Below are 18,224 nucleotides of genomic sequence, written 5' to 3'. Positions count from 1 at the left end.
TCTCTTTCCGCGGACCTGCGCCGACAAGAAAGGAGTGGTGCCCGAGGGCGGGTTCGAACCACCGACACCACGATTTTCAATCGTGTGCTCTACCAACTGAGCTACTCGGGCACACCGATCTTTCGATCGGAAGCGCGCTCTTAGTCGGCGGACCCACGGCTGTCCAGCCCATCCGGCAGACTATCCGCTTCATCGACGTTCAAAGGGCCGGCCGGGATGCGATACCCCTCGCCCAGCCATTGCAGCAGATCGCGGTCGCGGCACCCCTGGCTGCAGAACGGCTTGTGGGTTCCGGCGGGGGGTTTGCCGCAGATCGGGCAGGCGTCAGTCTTGGCCATCGTCATTCCAGCTCGAAGGTCGGCACCACGCCGGTGCGGCGGGCGAGGTCTTCCACCCATGTGGGGTGCGCGGCGAGCGTGGCAAGCAGGCGGGCGGAGACGCGGTGCCGGCGCGGTACCGGGGGCGGGGTGCGTTCGATCTGACGCAGCAGGGCGCGGGCCTTCGCGGCGGACGGATCGGCGCGCAGCCGTTCGGGCAGCGAGGCGTGGATCCGCGGACGCACGATCTGCAGGAAGCCGAAGCCGTTGACCGCGGTGCGTTCGAACGGCCCGGGCAGCGCGTCGTCGATCGCGCCGGCGACGGCCAGGCGCGGGGCCTTGCCGGTGATCGTGGGGAAGTCGATGCCGATCGACCCGCCGATATCGTGGCGCACGATCGCCTCGGCCACGGCGGTCGCGGCGGCGAGAGCGAGCGAATCGAGGTCGCCGGTGCCGTCCACGTCGAACAGGGTCATCGCCGGAGTCGGCGTCATGCGCAGCGCGCCGCCGGCAAAGGCGATCTCGCCGGTCAGGGCCTCTTCCAGCACCTCTGACCAGCCGGACTGTTCGAGCGCATCCGGTTCGTGGGCGCGCAGCGTGCGGACAGGGTGGCCGGTGGCGGTGATGCGGGCGAGGAGGTCGGGGCCGGGGCCGGGCGCTTCGTCGGTGGGCGCGGCGCGGGGGCGTTTGGGTCGGCCGGCCTCCGGGATCGCCGCGCGGACGATTCGGACCGTCAGGCGGCTCCCCTGCGTGATCCCGGGCGGCAGGGGGGAAAACGTGGCCTCGCCGCCGTCGTCCAGCGTGATGCGGCCTTCGCGGCCCGGGCGGGTGATCTCGATCAGGCGGGCGGGGGTGACGGTGCCGACGCGGACGGCGCCATCATCGGGCTCGATTCGCACCTTGAGGATGCGATTGTCCGCGACCAAGGCGGCGCGGGCTTCGCCGATGCCGGCTTCGTAGAGCCATTCAGGCAAGTGGGACGCCCGCGCTGCCGAGCAAGGCGCGCGTCTCGAACAGCGGCAGACCGACGACGCCCGAGTGGCTGCCCGAGAGCATCCGCACCCAGGCCTCGGCGCGCCCCTGGATCGCATAGCCGCCGGCCTTGCCCATGCCTTCGCCGCTGGCGACATAGGCGTCGATCTCGGCGGGCGAGAGCGGCTTAAAGGCTATGGTCGTGTCGGACAGACGCGTGCGCGCCGTGCCGGCGGTGTCGATGACGCAGACGGCGGACAGGCAGTGGTGGCGACGGCCGGACAGCAGGCCGAGCATGCGGCGCAGGTCCGCCTCGTCCTCCGGCTTGCCCAGGATACGGCGGCCGACCGCGATGGTCGTGTCGCCGGACAGGATCACCTCGTTCGCGGCGCGCTCCACCGCATGCGCCTTGGCGGTGGCGATGCGCAGCACATAAAGGCGGGGCGCTTCACCCGGCAGCGGATCCTCGTCCACGTCCGGCGCGGCGAGGCGCGCAGGCGCGATGCCGATACGGGCGAGCAGCTCCAGACGGCGGGGCGACGTGGAGGCGAGGACGAGGTGGGGGATGGAGTCTGTCATTCCTACCTGCTCGCGCCCGTTCGTCCCGAGTAGCCATCGAGTAGCCCGCAGGGCGTATCGAGAGGGCGTATCGAAGGACAGGCGTCACGCGCTCCAACGGTGCTTCGATACGAGCCCTCGATACGCCTTCGGCTACTCGGTCTCTACTCAGCACGAACGGTTTGGGAAGGCGAACCTAGCCGTTTACTTGAAGCGGTAGGTGATGCGGCCCTTGGTGAGATCGTAGGGCGTGAGTTCGACCAGCACTTCGTCCCCCACCAGCACGCGGATGCGGTTCTTGCGCATCTTGCCGGCGGTATGGCCGAGAATTTCGTGATCGTTTTCGAGCTTCACGCGGAACATGGCGTTGGGCAAAAGCTCCACCACCTGGCCGCGCATTTCGAGCAGTTCTTCCTTGGCCAAACAAACCTCTGGTAATTTTCGGGGGAAATCTTGGAGCGCGGCCCTTAGCGGATGATGCACGAAAAGGGAAGCGGCGGGCCGAAGTTCACACAAGTCGACACGGTATGCCTGGGTGAGGGCCGCGAAGTTCACTGAAGTTCACACGGTATCGGCTGCGGCGCGGCGGGAAGCGCGGCCGGGCGCGATGCTGTCGGGTGGCGGGGATGAGAAAGAACGGAGCGGGTTCGATACGCTTTTACCGCCTCGGCTCCTTGTAGGACAGCGCCCGCCGCCTTTCGCGAGCCGATTTATTCGAGCGGCACGACGATCCCCGCCATGATCCGATCGGTTTCGGCGAGAATCTTCACGATGCGCTGATAATGGCCGATATCGTCCCATGACAAGCTGCGCCCGCGCCGGTCCTTCAGCCATTTCTGTGCCGGCTGATATCCGCCGATATGGGCCGACCATGCGATCGCCGGAACCGCATCGAAGAACTGATCGGGGTTGATCCGCACACGCCCTTTCTCGAACTTGGGGAAGCCGGGCGCGACCACGTCGTCGCCATCGCCGCGATAGGCGTAAGGCGTGTCGCCGATCGCATCCGGCTCCATCAGGTGCAGGCGACGCAGAGCTTCGCCCTGGTCGGAGATGACGGCGAATGTCTTTGCATCGCGCGGATAGGGGATCCGGGGGAAGTCGATCTTGAGGAACTCGGCATAGGTTTCGCGGTAAGCGGGTGCGTGCAGCACGGCGTAGATGTAATCGAACACCTTGACCTCGGCCGGCCGGGCGGCACCCGTGGCGGTGCGGAAGGCATTGCCGGTGCCGGTGCCGGCGTCGGGCGAGGGTTTGAGACCGGCGGCCTTGCAGATCGCGGCGTAGATCTTCGCGTCCAAGTTCAGCGCCCGACCATGGCCGGACAGCTTCCCTTGCCCGCCCTGCGGCGTCCGCGCAGTGATGTAGAGCGGCATCACCGACGTGATGTCATAGGCACTGTAGGATTTGTGGGTCGCTATCGTATCGATGACGAAGGCACCGCTCTGCTCCTTCGTCTGCTTCGGTGTCAGCAGCGCGATCGTATCCGCGGCGAACAGACTGTCCGAAACCTTGTCGGCGGGAAAGAAGTGTAGCCCCTTGGTGGTGCCGGTGTAGAACGTCCAGCGCATGTCCAGGGGACGATGCACGACCCGGCACAATCGCCGGCTATCCAGATTGGCGACGACATCGGCTTTCGCCCCGGCCAGCGACCAGCTCCGGCTATCCTTGCCGACCGCATAGTGCCTGCGCAGGGTGTCGACATCGGTGACGGCGATATGGTTGATGCGTTGCCACAAGTCGCTGCGGTCGTGATCGATCGACAGCGCGTCTCGTGCCGTCAGGATACCGGCGGAGGCCGTCTTGAACAATTTGCCGAGCGAGAAGCCGAGCTCGTATGCCGCCAGTTTCGATGCGTCGCGCGGAACGAAGGCGTGCGCCGGCTCCGTCGCGGCCAGAATGGTATCTGACAGCGACTCCGGCGTGCCGCCCCATAAGGCATCGTATTTGTCGTCACGGCTACCCCAGACATCGCCGTGATGGATGGTCCCGAGGCCATCGCGTTTCTTGCCCGCCCGGCGGATGGCGATGATGATCGCCACGCCCTGCTGGATGTCGAACACGTTCTTGTCCGTCGCGCCGCCGGGTCCGGTTTCCTTCTTCTTCGCGTTGCCGTGCAGATCCAGCACGTGGATCGCATCGAAGCTTCGCAATAGGTGCCAGCGCATGCCGCGGAACGTGGGGTTGTCGAGATAGCCGTGGTTGGTGATGAAGCCCAGCACGCCGCCGCCCTCGCTGCGCGCGATCGTCGCTTCGGCCAGGCGGAGGAATTTTACGTAATCGTCGAGCAGCCAGCGGGTCTGGCGTTCGTTCAACCGCTGCTTGCCGCCGGGTTCGCGCTTGTAGGCGTCCATCAGCCCGGTGATCCATGCGCCCGTATTCGCGCTTTCGCCCGAATATGGCGGGTTGCCGATGATGCACATGATCGGGGTATTGCGCTTCACCTCGCTCGCGCCGCGCGCTTCGTCGACCAGCGCGGTGAAGAACAGGTCGCGGACCTCGCGTTCGCCGGGTTCCAGCGCGTTGGTCAGCCAGACCGACAGGCGCGGGGGACTGGCGCTCGGCCTGTAGCCGGTTTCGCGCAACTGCATGTCGAGCTTCATGTGGCACATCGCGTAGCTGGCCATGAGCAGTTCGAAGCCGTGGATGCGCGGGATCAGTTCGCGTTCGACATAGCCGGACCATTTGCCCGGTGCGCGCGATTTGACGCGGTCGGCGATCGTCTGCACCGCCTTGGCCAAGAAGGTGCCGGTGCCGGTCGCCGGATCGAGGATCTGCACGCGGTGCACGTCCTTGCGGATCAGGCGCGGACGGCCCTTCGCATCGTTGGTGCCGGTATCGTAATCGACCGTCACCTTGCTGGTGTCGGCGAGACCGTCGGGCAGACCGAATTCGGTCTTCAGAACATCGTCGACCGCGCGGACGATGAAGTCGACCACCGGTTCCGGCGTGTACCAGACGCCTCGGCTCTTGCGCTTCTTCGGATTGTATTCCTTGAGGAAGTCTTCGTAGAAATGGACGAAGGGATCGTTGCGCGCGGTGAATTTGCCGAAATCGCGGAACAGCATCCTGGGGTCCGACGCGCGAAGGATATCGGCGAGATCGTCGATGATCCAGGCGATGCGATCGTCCAGATCCGGGCCGGCGATATAGCCGAACAGGCTGCGCAGGAACGGGTTCGAGCGCGGCAGGTGCTGCAGCGCCTCGCTGCGGCTGAACGTTTCGAGGCTATCGTCGTGCAGCCGCGCGGCGAACATGCCGTAGGTGATCGTCTCGGCATAGAGATCGGCGAATTCGTCGATGTCCATATGCGGCAGCAGTTCGGCCTTGAACGCGCGATACTGGCCGCCGAGCGCGCTGCGCAGCGCCGTGTCGTCGTGCAGCAACTGGCCCAGCACGTCCTTGATGATCGCCGCCTTGCCGGCCATCATCTGGGCCAGTTTCGCGGCAGAGCGGATGCTGATCGGCGTGGCCTGTGCGAACGACCGCAAGTTGCGCGACAGTTCGTCGAAGCGATCGGGCCTTGCCGGGAGCGACGGCAGGAGATCGGCGATCGAGACGAAGTTGATCCGGTCCCCCTCGCGCAGGAATTCGAAGTCGATGCCGTTGGTGTAGATCAGGTTGGGCAGCCCCTTGCGGTAGCGGTCCTTCTGTTCCCTGCCATAGTCGCCCGTGCGGAAGCGGGTGATGTCGCGGCCGACATCCTTCGCCTCGGCCCAGCCGATGCTGATGCCCTTGCGGTTGAACACGAAATCGGGCGCGCCGACCGCGACCCGGCGCGGTTCGTTGATGATTTCCAGTTCGGGATCGATCGAGCGGAACAGCGTTTCGAGCGCGGGGCGGTAACTGTGCTCGGTCGCCTGGCCGCTGGCATATTTGGCGCGAACTTCATCCAGATAGGATTGAATGTTCATGCGTGGCCGCCGGCGGAACGGGCAATGCGCCGTGAACAGAACAGGAAGATCATGAATTCGGCCCGAGTCGTTGCGGGACTCAGGGTTGGGAATGCATCGCCCTTCTCAAAGGCGGGTTTGGACCATTACGGAGGTGTCCGGGGGCAGGGCGGTAGCGGGCCGGGGCCGGCTCGCTTCCCCGCACCCTAAGCCGGATTGTTCGCCTGCAGGAACGCCTCCAATTCCTTCAGGAACTGCACGCGATCCTCCTGTCGGGAAAAATGGTGGTCGCCTTTGGGTTGTTCGACATAGCGGACCGGCTTGTTGCCGGCCTTCAGCTTCTGCGCCATGTCGCGCGATTGGGCGACAGGCACGACGGTGTCCGCCTTGCCGTGCACCAGCAGCAGCGGAATCGAAACGTCTCCGGCGAAGTTGATCGGCGATACGCCTTTCAAATCGGGTGCCTGGGCGCGCAGATAGTCCTTCGACCGGCCGCCATTCAAGAAGCTGCCATCGTAGCGCAGCATCGCCGGCATGTCGGACACGCCGGCGAACGAGACGGCGCAGCGATAGACACCCTTGTCGCGCTGGGCCGCGCGCAGCGCCGCATAGCCGCCATAGGATCCGCCGACGATGCAGACCCGATCGGGAGCGGCCAGGCCGCTGGTCGCGGCCCAGCGCACCGCATCGGTCAGGTCGTCCTGCATGGCGAGGCCCCATTGGCCTTTACCCTTGGCCTGGAACGCGGTGCCGTAGCCGGTCGATCCGCGATAATTGGGTTGCAGCACGGCATAGCCGCGGCTGGCGAGAAATTGCGCCCACCAGTCCCAGCTTTCGTCGTCGCGCGCCGCCGGGCCGCCGTGCGGCATCAGGATCAGCGGCAGGTTCTTCGCCGGCTTGCCCTGGGGCAGGGTGAGCACGGCGGAGATCTCCAGACCGTCCCGCGCCTTGTATTGGATCGTCTTCACCGGCGCATAGGATTTCGATCCGAGCGAGTTGCTGACCCGCGCCAGGATGCGCATCGTGCCGTCGTCCACGGTGTAGACGTAATATTGGCCGGCATTGCTGGCATTGCCGATGCGGACGATCAGGACGGTGAAGTCGCGGTTCCAGGAGACGATCCGCCCCTCCCGAGCGCCCACGGCCTTGTCGATGTCGCTCTGGATCTTGGCCATTGCCGGATCGAACCAGTGGGTGCGCGAGCGCGTGTCGGTGTAGCGGACGCCGAGCAGGCGGGTGCCGAGATCGTCCGAGATCAGTTCGTCCAGATCGTTGCCGGGCGCGCCGAACAGCTTGGCGCCGGTCTTCAGCGTGGCCAGATCATAGCTGTACAGCGCATCGAACCCGTCGTCGTCGCTCCAGGCGACGGCCTTGCCCGGCTCGGCAAGGAACAAAGCGGGCGTCGCGCCGAGCGACGCGGCGCTGCCGCGTGCCTTGTCGATCGTGCGGAAGGACTGGCCCGCGGCGTCGCGATAGAGCACGCGGTAGGCGCGCGAACCGTCCTGATAGGATAGGCCGAGACGGACGGTGCCGGTGCCATCGACCTGCCAGTTCATGACATTGCCGATCGAGGGCTGCACCACCTTGCTGCGCCCGGTGGACACGTCGAAATCGCGCACCAGGGGCCAGAAGCCGCTATCGTCGCTGAAGATCGACGTCTGCATGGCGATGCGCACATGCGGCGATCCGTCGTGCGCGATCCACAGGATATCGTCGGCATTCTGCGCCGCATCGTTGCCGAGCTGAACCACCTTGGTGGCGTCCGCCTTGATGCCGACGGCGCGGCGCAGATACCATTTGTCGCCCTGTACCGCGCTCATGCCGCCGAGCCGCGCGACCAGCCAATCCTCGTTGACCCAGGCCCAGCCGTTGAGATCGTTGTCGCCGGTCGTGATCGTGTGCGCCTTGGAGACATCGCCGAGCGGGATGATCGCGAACCGCTGCGTGCCGCCAACCGAGATGCGCGCGGCGACCTTCGTGCCGTCGGGCGACAATCGCGGGCCGTCCATGAAGGGAAGTTCGGCGAACGCTTCCAGCGGGGGTGGCGGCGCGGGCGCATCGGCAGCGGGCGCGATGGCGGAGATGAAGGACAGCGGAATGGCAAAAGCCAGCACTGCGAAAACCGTGTTCGATGTCATGACTGGACCCCCGCGAGGCAGGCTAGATCGCCGTGGCGGGATCACCAATATGAAAAACGCCCCGCCCGGATGTTTCGGGCGGGGCGGGGAAGGTTGAGAGAAGGAAAGTTAAGTGAAGGGGGTCGTGGCAACGCCACGCCGTCGGTCGGGGGCGTCGGGCGCCCCCGCCGGCCGGTCGCGCTTGCCAAGGCTTTCGCCTCAGCCTCCGTGGGCAGCAAGGGCTGCCAACAGGAGCAAAGCGACGATGTTCGTGATCTTGATCATCGGGTTGACCGCCGGGCCGGCGGTGTCCTTGTACGGATCGCCCACGGTGTCGCCGGTGACGGCGGCCTTGTGCGCCTCCGATCCCTTGCCGCCGTGATTGCCGTCCTCGATATACTTCTTGGCGTTATCCCATGCGCCGCCGCCCGAGGTCATCGAGATGGCGACGAACAGGCCGGAGACGATCACGCCGAGCAGGAGCGCGCCCAGGGCCGCGAAGCCCGAGGCCTGGCCCGCGACGGCGGTGATGATGAAATACACCGCGATCGGAGCGAGCACCGGCAGCAGCGACGGTACGATCATCTCCTTGATCGCCGCCTTCGTCACGAGATCGACGGTGCGCGCGTAGTTCGGGCGGCTGGTGCCGGCCATGATGCCGGGATCGTCGCGGAACTGCGCGCGCACGTCCTCCACCACCGAGCCGGCCGCGCGTCCTACCGCGGTCATGCCGAACGCGCCGAAGCTGAACGGCAAAAGCGCGCCCAAGAGCAGGCCGACGATGACGTAGGGGTTGGACAGGCTGAAATCGACCGCGAGGTTCGGGAAGAACTCGGTGAGGTCGGTGGTGTAGGCGCCGAACAGCACGAGCGCGGCGAGCGCGGCGGAGCCGATCGCATAGCCCTTGGTGACGGCCTTGGTCGTGTTGCCGACCGCGTCCAGCGCATCGGTGCGGTGGCGGACGTCGTCGGGCAGGCCGGCCATCTCGGCGATGCCGCCGGCATTGTCGGTGACGGGTCCGTAGGCGTCCAGCGCCACGACCATGCCGGCGAGTGCCAGCATCGCGGTCGCGCCGAACGCGATGCCGATCACGCCGGCGAGCTGGTAGGTGGCGATGACGGCGATCGAGATGACGATCGTCGGCAGCGCCGGGCTTTCCAGGCTGACGGCGAGGCCCTGGATGACGTTGGTGCCGTGGCCGGTTTCCGAGGCCTTGGCGATGCTGCGCACCGGGCGATAATTGGTGCCGGTGTAATATTCCGTGATCCACACCAGGGCGCCGGTGAGCGCGAGGCCGATCATCATGCACCAGAACAGCTTCATGCCGGTGAAGGATGCGCCTGCACCGGCCGCCGCTTCGGGGGTGATGCCGTCGGTCGCGACATCGAGGAACGCCGCGCCGCCGATCACCGCGTGCATGTCGCCCAGCACATATGCGCATGCGAAATAGATCGCCGGGATCGACAGGATGACGGTGGTCCAGAAGCCCTTGTAGAGCGCGCCCATGATCGACTGCTTGGCGCCGAGGCGGACCATGTAGGTGCCGATGATCGAGGTGATTATGCACACGCCGCCGACGAGCATCGGCAGCGTCATGAGCTTCAGCAGTTCAGCGGCGTCCGCCTTCACGAGCAGAGCGATCGAGACCATCGTCACGCCGAGGGTCACGACATAGGTCTCGAACAGATCGGCGGCCATGCCGGCGCAGTCGCCGACATTGTCGCCGACGTTATCGGCGATGGTGGCGGGATTGCGGGGGTCGTCCTCCGGGATTCCGGCCTCGACCTTGCCGACGAGATCCGCGCCGACGTCGGCTGCCTTGGTGAAGATGCCGCCGCCCAGGCGCGCGAAGATCGAGATCAGCGATGCGCCGAACGCCAGGGCGACGAGCGAATCGATGACGATGCGGTCGTTGGGCGCGTGCCCGCCGGGGCCGGTGAGATACCAGAAGAAGCCGGCGATCGAGAGCAGGCCAAGGCCCGCCACCAGCATGCCGGTGATCGCGCCCGAGCGGAACGCCATCGTAAGCCCGCCCTGCAGCGAGGTGCGCGCGGCCTCGGCGGTGCGGACGTTGGCCTTCACGGACACGTTCATGCCGATGAAACCGGTGATGCCCGACAGGACCGCGCCGATCAGGAAGCCGGTCGCCGAGACGAGGCCGAGGAAATAGGCGACGATCAGCGCGACGACGACGCCGACGATGGCGATCGTGCGATACTGCCGGCCGAGATAGGCGCGGGCGCCCTCCTGGATCGCGGCGGCGATGTCCTGCATCTTCTCGTTGCCCGGACTGGCGGACATGACCTGGCGGCTGGTGATGATCCCGTACAAAACGGCGATCAGGCCGCACACGATGGCGGCATAGACGATCTGCATGCTCTCTCCCTTGTTCAGGTTCCGAGGGTGCCGATGCTTTGCGTCGTGCCCCCACGATCGGGTGGAGCGTATATAGCGTGAGGGGGGAGCGCAACCCGGTCAGGAGGCGTGCTGGAATCCCAGCCGCGGCGGGAGCGGGACGGGTGTGCCGCCGTCCATCAGGATGAGGGCACCGTTTGGTTTGGGGCCCGCGCCGAACGCGCCGATGCACGTGGCGGGGACCGGCGGGGTCCAGCCGGCGGCCGCGGCGAAGAGCAGTTGGTAATCGTCGCCGGCGGTGGCGGCGGTGAGGCGATCGCCGTCGAAGGCGATGTATTCGGGGGAGAGCGGGATGGCGGCGAGGTCGATCGTAACGGTCAGGTTGCTGGCGGCGGCCATGCGCCGGGCGTCGATCAGCAGGCCGTCGGACACGTCCATCATCGCGTGGACATGGGGGGCGAGCGCGCGGCCTTCGGCGAGGCGGGGGCGGGGGCGGCGATAGGCTTCGAGCAGTTCGGCGGGGCCGGCTTTCCCCTGCGCGATGGCGAGCCCCGCGCCTGCGTTGCCGAGCGTGCCGGTGACCCAGAGCGCGTCGCCGGCCTGCGCGCCGGACCGCAAGGGTGCGCGGGGGGAGTCGCCGATCGCGGTGAGGGTGATGACGCGGGGGGCGTGCGGGGGGAGCGAGACGGTGTCGCCGCCGAGGATCGGGGTGGCGAAGTGGTGCAGGGCTTGGGCGAGGCCGGAGAGGAAGGCGGCGTCCCAGTCGTTATCTGCGCTGCCGTTCCTGTTCGTCACCCCGGACTCGTTCCGGGGTCCACAGTGCCGCACATCCTCCCGCGGCAGATCATCCGGCACGGTGGACCCCGGAACAAGTCCGGGGTGACGGCTAGGGAGGTCATCCGTCTTTGCGTCTTCGGGGGACTTGCGCAGCGGATAATTGAGCAGCACGGCGACCGGCGTCGCGCCCTTGGCGGCGAGATCGGACAGGTTCTGGGCGAGCAGCTTCCACGCCACGTCGCCCGGCGGATCGGTGGGCAAATAGTGCACGCCCTCGACCAGAGTGTCGGTGGTGATCGTGTAGCGGCCGAGCGTCGCGGTGTCGTCGGTGAGGCCGTGCGCGCCGGGGTGGAGCGGGAGGGTGCGCAGGCGTTCGAGAAACTCAGCCTCGGTCACGGCGCGCGTTTCGCGCCGTCGAGCGCGCGGGCGCGGCGGTCTGCGTCTGTCGCGGCGGCCTCGCGCTCGGCCTTGGTGCGGCCGAAGGCGGCGCGGTTGGCGGCTGCTGCGGTTTCCTTGGCGGCGCGCGCCTTGGCCTTGCGGGCGGTGCGGAGATTGACGATGTCCGTCACTACGATCCTCCCCGGCACGGGGCGGTGGCAGCCGAAGGCTGACGGAGGGGGCTATCCCCAAACGGGACGCTGCCGGCGCACCCCCTCCACCGCAAGAGCGGTCCCCAGTTTCGGGTCGATCGTGCCCCCGGCACGATCTTGGATTGCCGGGGGCAATCCAACCCGAAACTCCGTTCCGGGGAGGATTTCAAGTGCGGACATCCTTGGCGATCGCGTCGAGCAGGCCGTTGACGAAGCCGGCTTCGCGCTTGTCGAAAAAGGCGTGCGCGACGTCGACATATTCGGTGATGACGGTGCCGACCGGCACGTCGGGCCGCGCGATCAGTTCGTAGGCCCCGGCGCGCAGGATCGCGCGCATCGATTTGTCGAGCCGTGGCAGGCTCCAGCCGGTGGACAGCCGGGCGGTGATCGCGGCGTCGATCTCGTCGAGGCGAGCGGCGGTGCCTTTCACCACGTCGTCGAAGAAATCGACCTCAGCCTCGGCATATTCGGCATCCTCGATCGTCGCGCCGAGGCGGTGCTGATGGAATTCGTGCAGCAGCGCGGTGATCGCGGTGCCCTCCATGTCGTGCTGGTACAGCGCCTGCACGGCGGCGAGGCGGGAGGCGGCGCGGGCCTGGCTGCGGGCTTTGGTGCGCGTGGGGGTGCGTTGGGACATTTGGCGGGCCTATAACGGATGATCTTGCGAAAATGAACCGGCTTCCCCGGCGAAGGCCGGCGCCCAGTCGCGAAGGTAGATGCAACGAAGTGCGGCAACTGCCAATCGGCGTGCCGCGACTGGGCCCCGGCCTTCGCCGGGGAAGTGCCGACCTAAAGGCGTAGCGCGACCGACCTGGCGTGCGCGGGCAGGCCTTCGGCTTCGGCGAGCGCCACCGCCGCCGGGCCGATCGCGGCCAGCGATGCCTCGTCCAGTTGCAGGAAGCTGGTGCGCTTCATAAAATCGAGCACCGACAGGCCGCTGGCGAAGCGCGCGCGGCGGCCGGTGGGGAGGACGTGGTTCGGGCCGGCGACGTAATCGCCGATCGCCTCGGGCGTGTGGCGGCCCATGAACACCGATCCGGCGTGGCGCACGCGATCGAACAAAGCCTGCGGATCGTCGCAGGCGAGTTCGAGATGTTCGGGCGCCAGGCGGTCGACCAGCGGCAGCGCTTCCTCGAGCGACGCGGTGACGATGATCGCGCCGTTGGCGTCCCACGCGGCGCGCGCGGTGTCGGCGGTGCCGAGCGTGCCGATCTGCAGATCCACCGCTTGCGCCACGGCGCGGGCGAAGGCGGCGTCGTCGGTGAACAGGATCGACTGGCTGGTCGGATCGTGCTCGCTCTGGCTGAGCAGGTCGGCGGCGATCCAGTCCGGATCGTTGCGTCCATCCGCCACGACGACGATCTCGCTCGGGCCGGCGACCATGTCGATGCCGACCACGCCGTAGAGCTGGCGCTTGGCCTCGGCGACCCAGGCGTTGCCGGGGCCGGTGATGACGTCGACCGGGGCGATGCGGCCGGTGCCATAGGCGAGCGCCGCGATGGCCTGCGCGCCGCCGACCTTCCAGATCTCGTCCACCCCGGCGATGTGCGCCGCGGCGAGGACGAGCGGGTTGATCTCGCCATTCGGGGTGGGCGTGACCATCGCGACGCGATCGACGCCGGCGACCTTGGCGGGGATCGCGTTCATCAGCACCGAGGAAGGATAGGCCGCGCGGCCGCCGGGGATGTAGATGCCTGCGGCTTGAATCGCGTTCCAGCGTGCGCCGAGGCGGACGCCGGCGCTGTCGGTGGTGTCGCTGTCCTGCGGGCGCTGCTTCTCGTGATAGGCGGTGATGCGCGCGGCGGCGAGATCGAGCGCGTCGCGCAAGGGAGCATCGAGGCCGTCATAGGCGGCGAGCCACTCGCTCTTCTCGATCCGCCAGCCGGTTTCGTTCGGATCGTGGCGGTCGAACTTCTTCGTGAACGCGGCGAGCGCGGCGTCGCCCTCGTCGCGGACGCTGGACACGATGATGCGCACGTCGCGGGCGACGTCGGCGTCGGCCTCGCGGCGGGCGTTGACGAGCGTGGTGAAGGCGCGGTCGAAGCCGGGATCGGAGGTGGAGAGGTTGATCATCTTGTTTCCCTCCCGCTTGCGGGAGGGGTTAGGGGAGGGGCTGTCATTGCGCGCGCGCCTCTGTTCGTTCGGGCCCTCCGACCCCTCCCGCAAGCGGGAGGGGAGAAGAGACGGCCCGCCGGAACGCCTCGACCAGCGGCACGATCTCGCCGCGCGTCTTGAAGGCGGCGCGGTTGACGATCAGACGGCTGGTGACCTCGCAGATCACCTCCACCTCGACCAGACCGTTCTCCTTCAGCGTGCGGCCCGACGACACGAGATCGACGATACGCGGGGCCAGCCCCAGCAGCGGCGCGAGTTCCATCGCGCCGTTCAGCTTGACGCATTCCGCCTGCACGCCGCGCGCGGTGAAGTGGGCGGCGGTGACGTGCGGGTATTTGGTCGCGATGCGCACATGGCTCCAGCCGCGCGGATCGTCCCGGGCGGCGAGCGATGCGGGTTCGGCGACCGACAGGCGGCAATGGCCGATGCCGAGATCGACCGGCGCGTAGAGTTCGGAATAGTCGAATTCGGCCAGCACGTCCGACCCGACGATGCCGAGCTGCGCCGCGCCGTGCGCCACGAAGGTCGCGACGTCGAACGCGCGGACGCGGATCAGGTCGATTCCGGGATTGCTGGTGGTGAAGCGCAGGGCGCGGGAGTCTTCGTCGCTGAACGCCGCCTCGGGTACGATTCCGGCGCGCGCGAGCAACGGCACGGCCTCGGCGAGGATGCGGCCCTTGGGGACGGCGATGATGATCGGTTCGGCCATAGGCGCGGGGCTTTACTCGGGGGTAGGGCCGGGAGCAACAACGCTGACAGAAAGGAGCAAGCGGATGGCGACCGAAGAGAATGTTCGCGGGGCGTTCCTGATCCAGGAGCATTATTGCCGCACCAATGCCGCGCCGATCTATGGCCGGATGTGCCTGGCGGTGGCGCAACATCTGACGCGCGATACGGCGGTCGGCGCGCGGGTGCTCGACTGGGCGGGCGAGCCGACGCGCGATGCGCTGCCGCTGCGCTTGATCGGCGGGCTGCACGCGTTGGTGCTGGCGGGGGCGGACGACGAACTGGTGCAGATCTATTCGGGCGCGGTGATCGATGTCGGGCAGGTCGGGGCGATCCTCGAGCGCGTGCTGGCGCGGCACGAGGTGGCGCTGATGCCGTGGCTGGACGGGCCGCCGCAGACCAACGAGCCGGGGCGGTCGGCGGCGTTGATGACCGGGCTGATCGAGATCGCGGCGCGGCACGGGCCGAGACTCGAGATCTTGGAGATCGGATCGAGCGCCGGGCTGAACCTGCTGATCGATCGCTATCGTTTCGATCTGGGCGGGACGATCTATGGGCCGGCGGAGTCGCCCGTGACGATCCGGCCGGAGTGGAGCGGGCCGCCCGCGCGCGCCGTGCCGCTGGAGATCGTCTCGACGCGCGGGTGCGACGTGAACGCGATGGACGCGACCGATCCGGCGGTGGCGGCGCGGCTGGCGGCCTATGTGTGGCCCGAGACGCCGGAGCGGCTGGTGCGGGTGCGCACGGCGATCGATATGATGCGCGCACGGGGCGTGACGCTGGAGCGTGCCGATGCGGCGGACTGGATCGAGGCGCGGCTGGCCGAGCCGCAGGCGGCGGGCGTCACGCGGGTGCTGATGCATTCGGTGGTGTGGCAATATCTGCCCGAGCCGGTGGCGGAGCGGATTCGCGCGGCGATGAAGGCGGCGGGCGCGCGGGCGAGCGCGGACCGGCCGGTCGGCTGGGTGATGATGGAGCCGGATCGCGCGTTCGGATATCAGGTCGTGCGCGCGCGCAGTTGGCCGGGGGACGGGGCGTGGGCGACGGTGGCCACGGCGCATGCGCATGCGGCCTGGGTGAATACGGGCGCGGTTGCGGATGGCGCGCGGGTGGATCTGCCGGCGGGGGCGAAGATCGAAATCTAGGGCCGACCGACATTCACTATTTTGAGGTCTTTACTCCGAATTCTCCGTCACCCCGGACGTGTTCCGGGGTCCACCGTGCCGCAGGCTCTTACATTACATCATTATTCGTAGCGAAAGCCGCTTGGTGGACCCCGGACCACGTCCGGGGTGACCGGTCTCAGTGGGGGGACCGCTCGCCAAGCCGTCCAAGAACGGAATGTCGAGTCGTCCGTTTCTCCCCGTACCGGGGAGGATCAGGTCAGGGGAGCCAGCTGGTGATCGTGTTGACCACGGCTTCGGCCGCTTCCCAGGGCACGAAATGGCCGGCGTCGACATGGATCAGCGTGAGGTCCGGCACCAGCGTGTCCAGACCTTCGAGCTGGCTCGGCAGCAGCGCCTTGTCCTGCATGCCCCAGATGACGAGCGTCGGCTGGGTGATCGGCGGGAAGGGGGAGTCGAGATAGGCCGGGCGTTCCGGGGTCGAGTCCATCGGCGGCACGATCACCTGGCTGGCGCGGTACCAGTTAAGCATCGCGGTCATCGCGCCGGGCTGGCTCCATTGGTCAAGATAGACCGGCTTCTCGGCGGCGATCTTGTCGAAATCGGTGTGCTTCATGAAGCTGCCGTCGAAAAAGGCATCCAGGCCGATGCTCTCGATGTGCTTTTCGAGCGAGGGGTTGCGGAAGGCGGTGATGTACTGGCTCGCCTCGCGCTGGGCCATGTCGTCGAACAGGGTCTTCTGGAAGACATAGGGGTGCGGCGCGTTGATGATGATCAGGCGTGCGACGCGGTCGGGCCGGGTGAGCGCCGCCATCCACGCGATCGCGCCGCCCCAATCGTGGCCGACCAAGGTGAAGCGGTCGATTCCGTAGTGATCGGCGAGCGCGATCAGGTCGGCGACCATCCTGTCGGGGGTGTAATCGGCGACGTCCGCCGGCTTGGACGAGCGCGCGAAGCCGCGCTGGTCGGGGGCGACGACGAAATGCCTCTCGGCAAGCGCGGGGATGACGTGGCGCCAAGTTCGGTGCGATTCGGGGAAGCCGTGGAGCAGGACGATCGCGGGATTGTCCGGATCGCCCGCGGTGGCGACGTCGAGGGTTACGCCGGTGGGGAGGGGGATGGATTGCAGTTCGAAGTCCGGCATCCTCTGATCCTATTTTTTTCTCGTCATTCCCGCGAAGGCGGGAATCCCGCTTCTTTTGCGACGGTACGCGGAAAAGAGAAAGCGGGATCCCCGCCTGCGCGGGGATGACGGGTAGGAAAATTCAAGGATAGCTTACCGTCAGCGGTATTTCCGGGATCGGGATGAATTCCTTGTCGTCGCCCGGCACCTTGGGGAATTGGCCGGCCTTCCACGCGCGTTTCGCCTCGTTGATGCGGTCGCGCGAGGACGAGACGAAGTTCCACCAGACGTGGCGCGGGGTCGCGAAGGCCTCGCCGCCGCACAGCATCACGCGCGCGCCGGTGGCGGATCTGAGCGACGTGGCGATGCCGGGTTTCAGCACGTACAGCACCATCGGCTCGAGCGTCATGCCGTCCAGCGTCGCCTCGCCCACCGCGAGATACACCGCGCGTTCGTCCGCACCGGGATCGATCGGCACCTCGCCGCCGGCATCGAGCACGATGTCGGCATAGATCGTCTCGGCATAGGTGGTGGTGGGGGCGGACGCGCCCCACAGGCTGCCCATGATGATCCGCGCGCGGGCGTTCTTCGTCTCGACCGTGGGAAGTTCGGCCTTCGAGACATGTTCGAACGCGGGATCGGTCTCCTCGTCCTTTTCGGGGAGCGCGATCCAGGTCTGGATGCCGCTGAGCGCCGGGCCGATCGCGCGTTCGGCACTCGGAGAGCGTTCGGAATGGACGATGCCGTGGCCGGCGGTCATCAGATTCACCGCGCCCGGCTCGATCGTCACGTCGCTGCCGATCGAATCGCGGTGGCCGATCGCGCCTTCGAACAGATAGGTTACGGTGGCGAGGTTGATGTGCGGATGCGGGCGCACGTCGATGCCGTTGCCGACATCCAGATGCGCCGGCCCCATCTGGTCGAAGAACAGGAACGGGCCGACCATCGTACGCGCCTTGTTCGGCAAAGTGCGGTGCACCTTGAACCCGCCGAGATCGTGCGTGACGGGGGTGATGGTCTGGAGGATCAGATCGTCGTTGGTCATCGGGCGGCTCCGCTCGCGTCGAGCAATTCGGCGAGGTCGGCAGGATAGATCACTTCGTCGTGGGCGGCGATGTCGTTTCGGGAAAACCACCGGTGCCCGACGAGCAATCGTTGTTCCTGCGCGGTGAGCCCACCGGGCTGCACGTCGACGCCGTCGATATCGATGCGGAAATAGCGTTCGTCGGCGGTGACCTCGACGCCCTCGAAGGTGACGAAATCGACCACACGGCGCGCGACCTCCGGACCGCAATCCGTGTCGAGCCCGACCTCCTCCCACAATTCGCGTCGCGCGGCGGCGGGGTAGCTCTCGCCCGGATCGACCGCGCCGCCGGGGGTGCACCAGAGCGGCGGACGGTCGTTAGGGGTGAAGCGGAAGAGCAGGACGCGGTCCTCCTGATCGACCAGCAGGATGCGCGCGGCGGGGCGGGGGGTTCTCATCTTTGCCTCGTTCTTGCTTCCCCGGCGGAGGCCGGGGTCCAGTCGCGAGACTTGAGTTGGCTGGCGTGGCGCAAA

16 protein-coding genes and 1 tRNA gene are annotated in these 18,224 nt (G+C 67.3%); 1 reads left to right on the top strand and 16 read right to left on the bottom strand.

Annotated features, from left to right (window positions below; translation table 11 throughout):
* Nucleotides 1–35: 35 nt before the first annotated feature.
* The 13 genes from ASG11_RS16180 to hisG all read right to left on the bottom strand — a co-directional run bounded on the left by ASG11_RS16180 (nt 36) and on the right by hisG (nt 14,403).
* Nucleotides 36–111, bottom strand: a tRNA-Phe gene (locus ASG11_RS16180).
* A gap of 29 nt (nt 112–140) precedes the next feature.
* A complete protein-coding gene (locus ASG11_RS16175; RefSeq protein ID WP_055782849.1) occupies nt 141–338 on the bottom strand; it encodes a DNA gyrase inhibitor YacG in 198 nt (65 codons plus the stop codon).
* Between the two features lie 2 nt (nt 339–340).
* Nucleotides 341–1,291: a ribonuclease gene (locus ASG11_RS16170; protein ID WP_055782423.1), complete on the bottom strand. Its 951-nt coding sequence runs from the start codon at nt 1,289–1,291 to the stop codon at nt 341–343.
* Nucleotides 1,284–1,868: a Maf family protein gene (locus ASG11_RS16165; protein WP_055782421.1), complete on the bottom strand. Its 585-nt coding sequence runs from the start codon at nt 1,866–1,868 to the stop codon at nt 1,284–1,286. The genes ASG11_RS16170 and ASG11_RS16165 overlap by 8 nt, the downstream gene beginning before the upstream one ends.
* A gap of 183 nt (nt 1,869–2,051) precedes the next feature.
* Nucleotides 2,052–2,270 carry a translation initiation factor IF-1 gene (gene infA / locus ASG11_RS16160; protein WP_010162480.1) on the bottom strand — a complete coding sequence of 73 codons (219 nt, stop codon included), beginning with the start codon at nt 2,268–2,270 and terminating at the stop codon, nt 2,052–2,054.
* A 287-nt stretch (nt 2,271–2,557) separates the two neighbouring features.
* Nucleotides 2,558–5,761 (bottom strand): type ISP restriction/modification enzyme, encoded by a 3,204-nt coding sequence (locus tag ASG11_RS16155; RefSeq protein ID WP_055782418.1) that lies wholly within the window; start codon nt 5,759–5,761, stop codon nt 2,558–2,560.
* A 185-nt stretch (nt 5,762–5,946) separates the two neighbouring features.
* On the bottom strand, nt 5,947–7,878 hold the full coding sequence (locus ASG11_RS16150; RefSeq protein ID WP_055782416.1) for an alpha/beta hydrolase family protein: 1,932 nt from the start codon (nt 7,876–7,878) through the stop codon (nt 5,947–5,949).
* Between the two features lie 198 nt (nt 7,879–8,076).
* Entirely contained in the window at nt 8,077–10,233 is a 2,157-nt protein-coding gene (locus tag ASG11_RS16145; protein ID WP_055782413.1) for a sodium-translocating pyrophosphatase, read from the bottom strand.
* Between the two features lie 99 nt (nt 10,234–10,332).
* Nucleotides 10,333–11,385: a thiamine-phosphate kinase gene (locus ASG11_RS16140; RefSeq protein WP_055782411.1), complete on the bottom strand. Its 1,053-nt coding sequence runs from the start codon at nt 11,383–11,385 to the stop codon at nt 10,333–10,335.
* A complete protein-coding gene (locus ASG11_RS18495; protein WP_082472887.1) occupies nt 11,382–11,558 on the bottom strand; it encodes a DUF4169 family protein in 177 nt (58 codons plus the stop codon). Before ASG11_RS18495 ends, ASG11_RS16140 begins: the two co-directional genes overlap by 4 nt.
* A 187-nt stretch (nt 11,559–11,745) precedes the next feature.
* On the bottom strand, nt 11,746–12,216 hold the full coding sequence (nusB, locus tag ASG11_RS16135; protein ID WP_055782408.1) for a transcription antitermination factor NusB: 471 nt from the start codon (nt 12,214–12,216) through the stop codon (nt 11,746–11,748).
* Between the two features lie 152 nt (nt 12,217–12,368).
* Complete coding sequence (hisD, locus tag ASG11_RS16130) at nt 12,369–13,652, bottom strand: histidinol dehydrogenase (RefSeq protein WP_055782405.1); 1,284 nt, start codon at nt 13,650–13,652, stop codon at nt 12,369–12,371.
* A gap of 43 nt (nt 13,653–13,695) precedes the next feature.
* Nucleotides 13,696–14,403: an ATP phosphoribosyltransferase gene (gene hisG / locus ASG11_RS16125; RefSeq protein WP_055782402.1), complete on the bottom strand. Its 708-nt coding sequence runs from the start codon at nt 14,401–14,403 to the stop codon at nt 13,696–13,698.
* A gap of 64 nt (nt 14,404–14,467) precedes the next feature.
* Here hisG and ASG11_RS16120 point away from each other — a divergent pair, with 64 nt between their 5' ends.
* Nucleotides 14,468–15,565, top strand: coding sequence for a DUF2332 domain-containing protein (locus ASG11_RS16120; RefSeq protein WP_055782400.1), 1,098 nt, complete (start codon nt 14,468–14,470; stop codon nt 15,563–15,565).
* A 238-nt stretch (nt 15,566–15,803) separates the two neighbouring features.
* Here the strand turns inward: ASG11_RS16120 and ASG11_RS16115 are convergent, their stop codons facing one another.
* The 3 genes from ASG11_RS16115 to ASG11_RS16105 all read right to left on the bottom strand — a co-directional run bounded on the left by ASG11_RS16115 (nt 15,804) and on the right by ASG11_RS16105 (nt 18,149).
* Complete coding sequence (locus tag ASG11_RS16115; protein WP_055782397.1) at nt 15,804–16,688, bottom strand: alpha/beta fold hydrolase; 885 nt, start codon at nt 16,686–16,688, stop codon at nt 15,804–15,806.
* A 121-nt stretch (nt 16,689–16,809) separates the two neighbouring features.
* Nucleotides 16,810–17,712, bottom strand: coding sequence for a pirin family protein (locus ASG11_RS16110; protein WP_055782394.1), 903 nt, complete (start codon nt 17,710–17,712; stop codon nt 16,810–16,812).
* Entirely contained in the window at nt 17,709–18,149 is a 441-nt protein-coding gene (locus ASG11_RS16105; RefSeq protein ID WP_055782391.1) for an NUDIX hydrolase, read from the bottom strand. The genes ASG11_RS16110 and ASG11_RS16105 overlap by 4 nt, the downstream gene beginning before the upstream one ends.
* Nucleotides 18,150–18,224 lie beyond the last annotated feature (75 nt).

The sequence above is a fragment of the Sphingomonas sp. Leaf357 genome (assembly GCF_001423845.1).
In the GTDB taxonomy this organism is placed as follows: Bacteria; Pseudomonadota; Alphaproteobacteria; order Sphingomonadales; family Sphingomonadaceae; genus Sphingomonas.
Note: the sequence above shows the minus strand (reverse complement) of the source record. Positions and strands in the feature narration are given on the sequence as shown.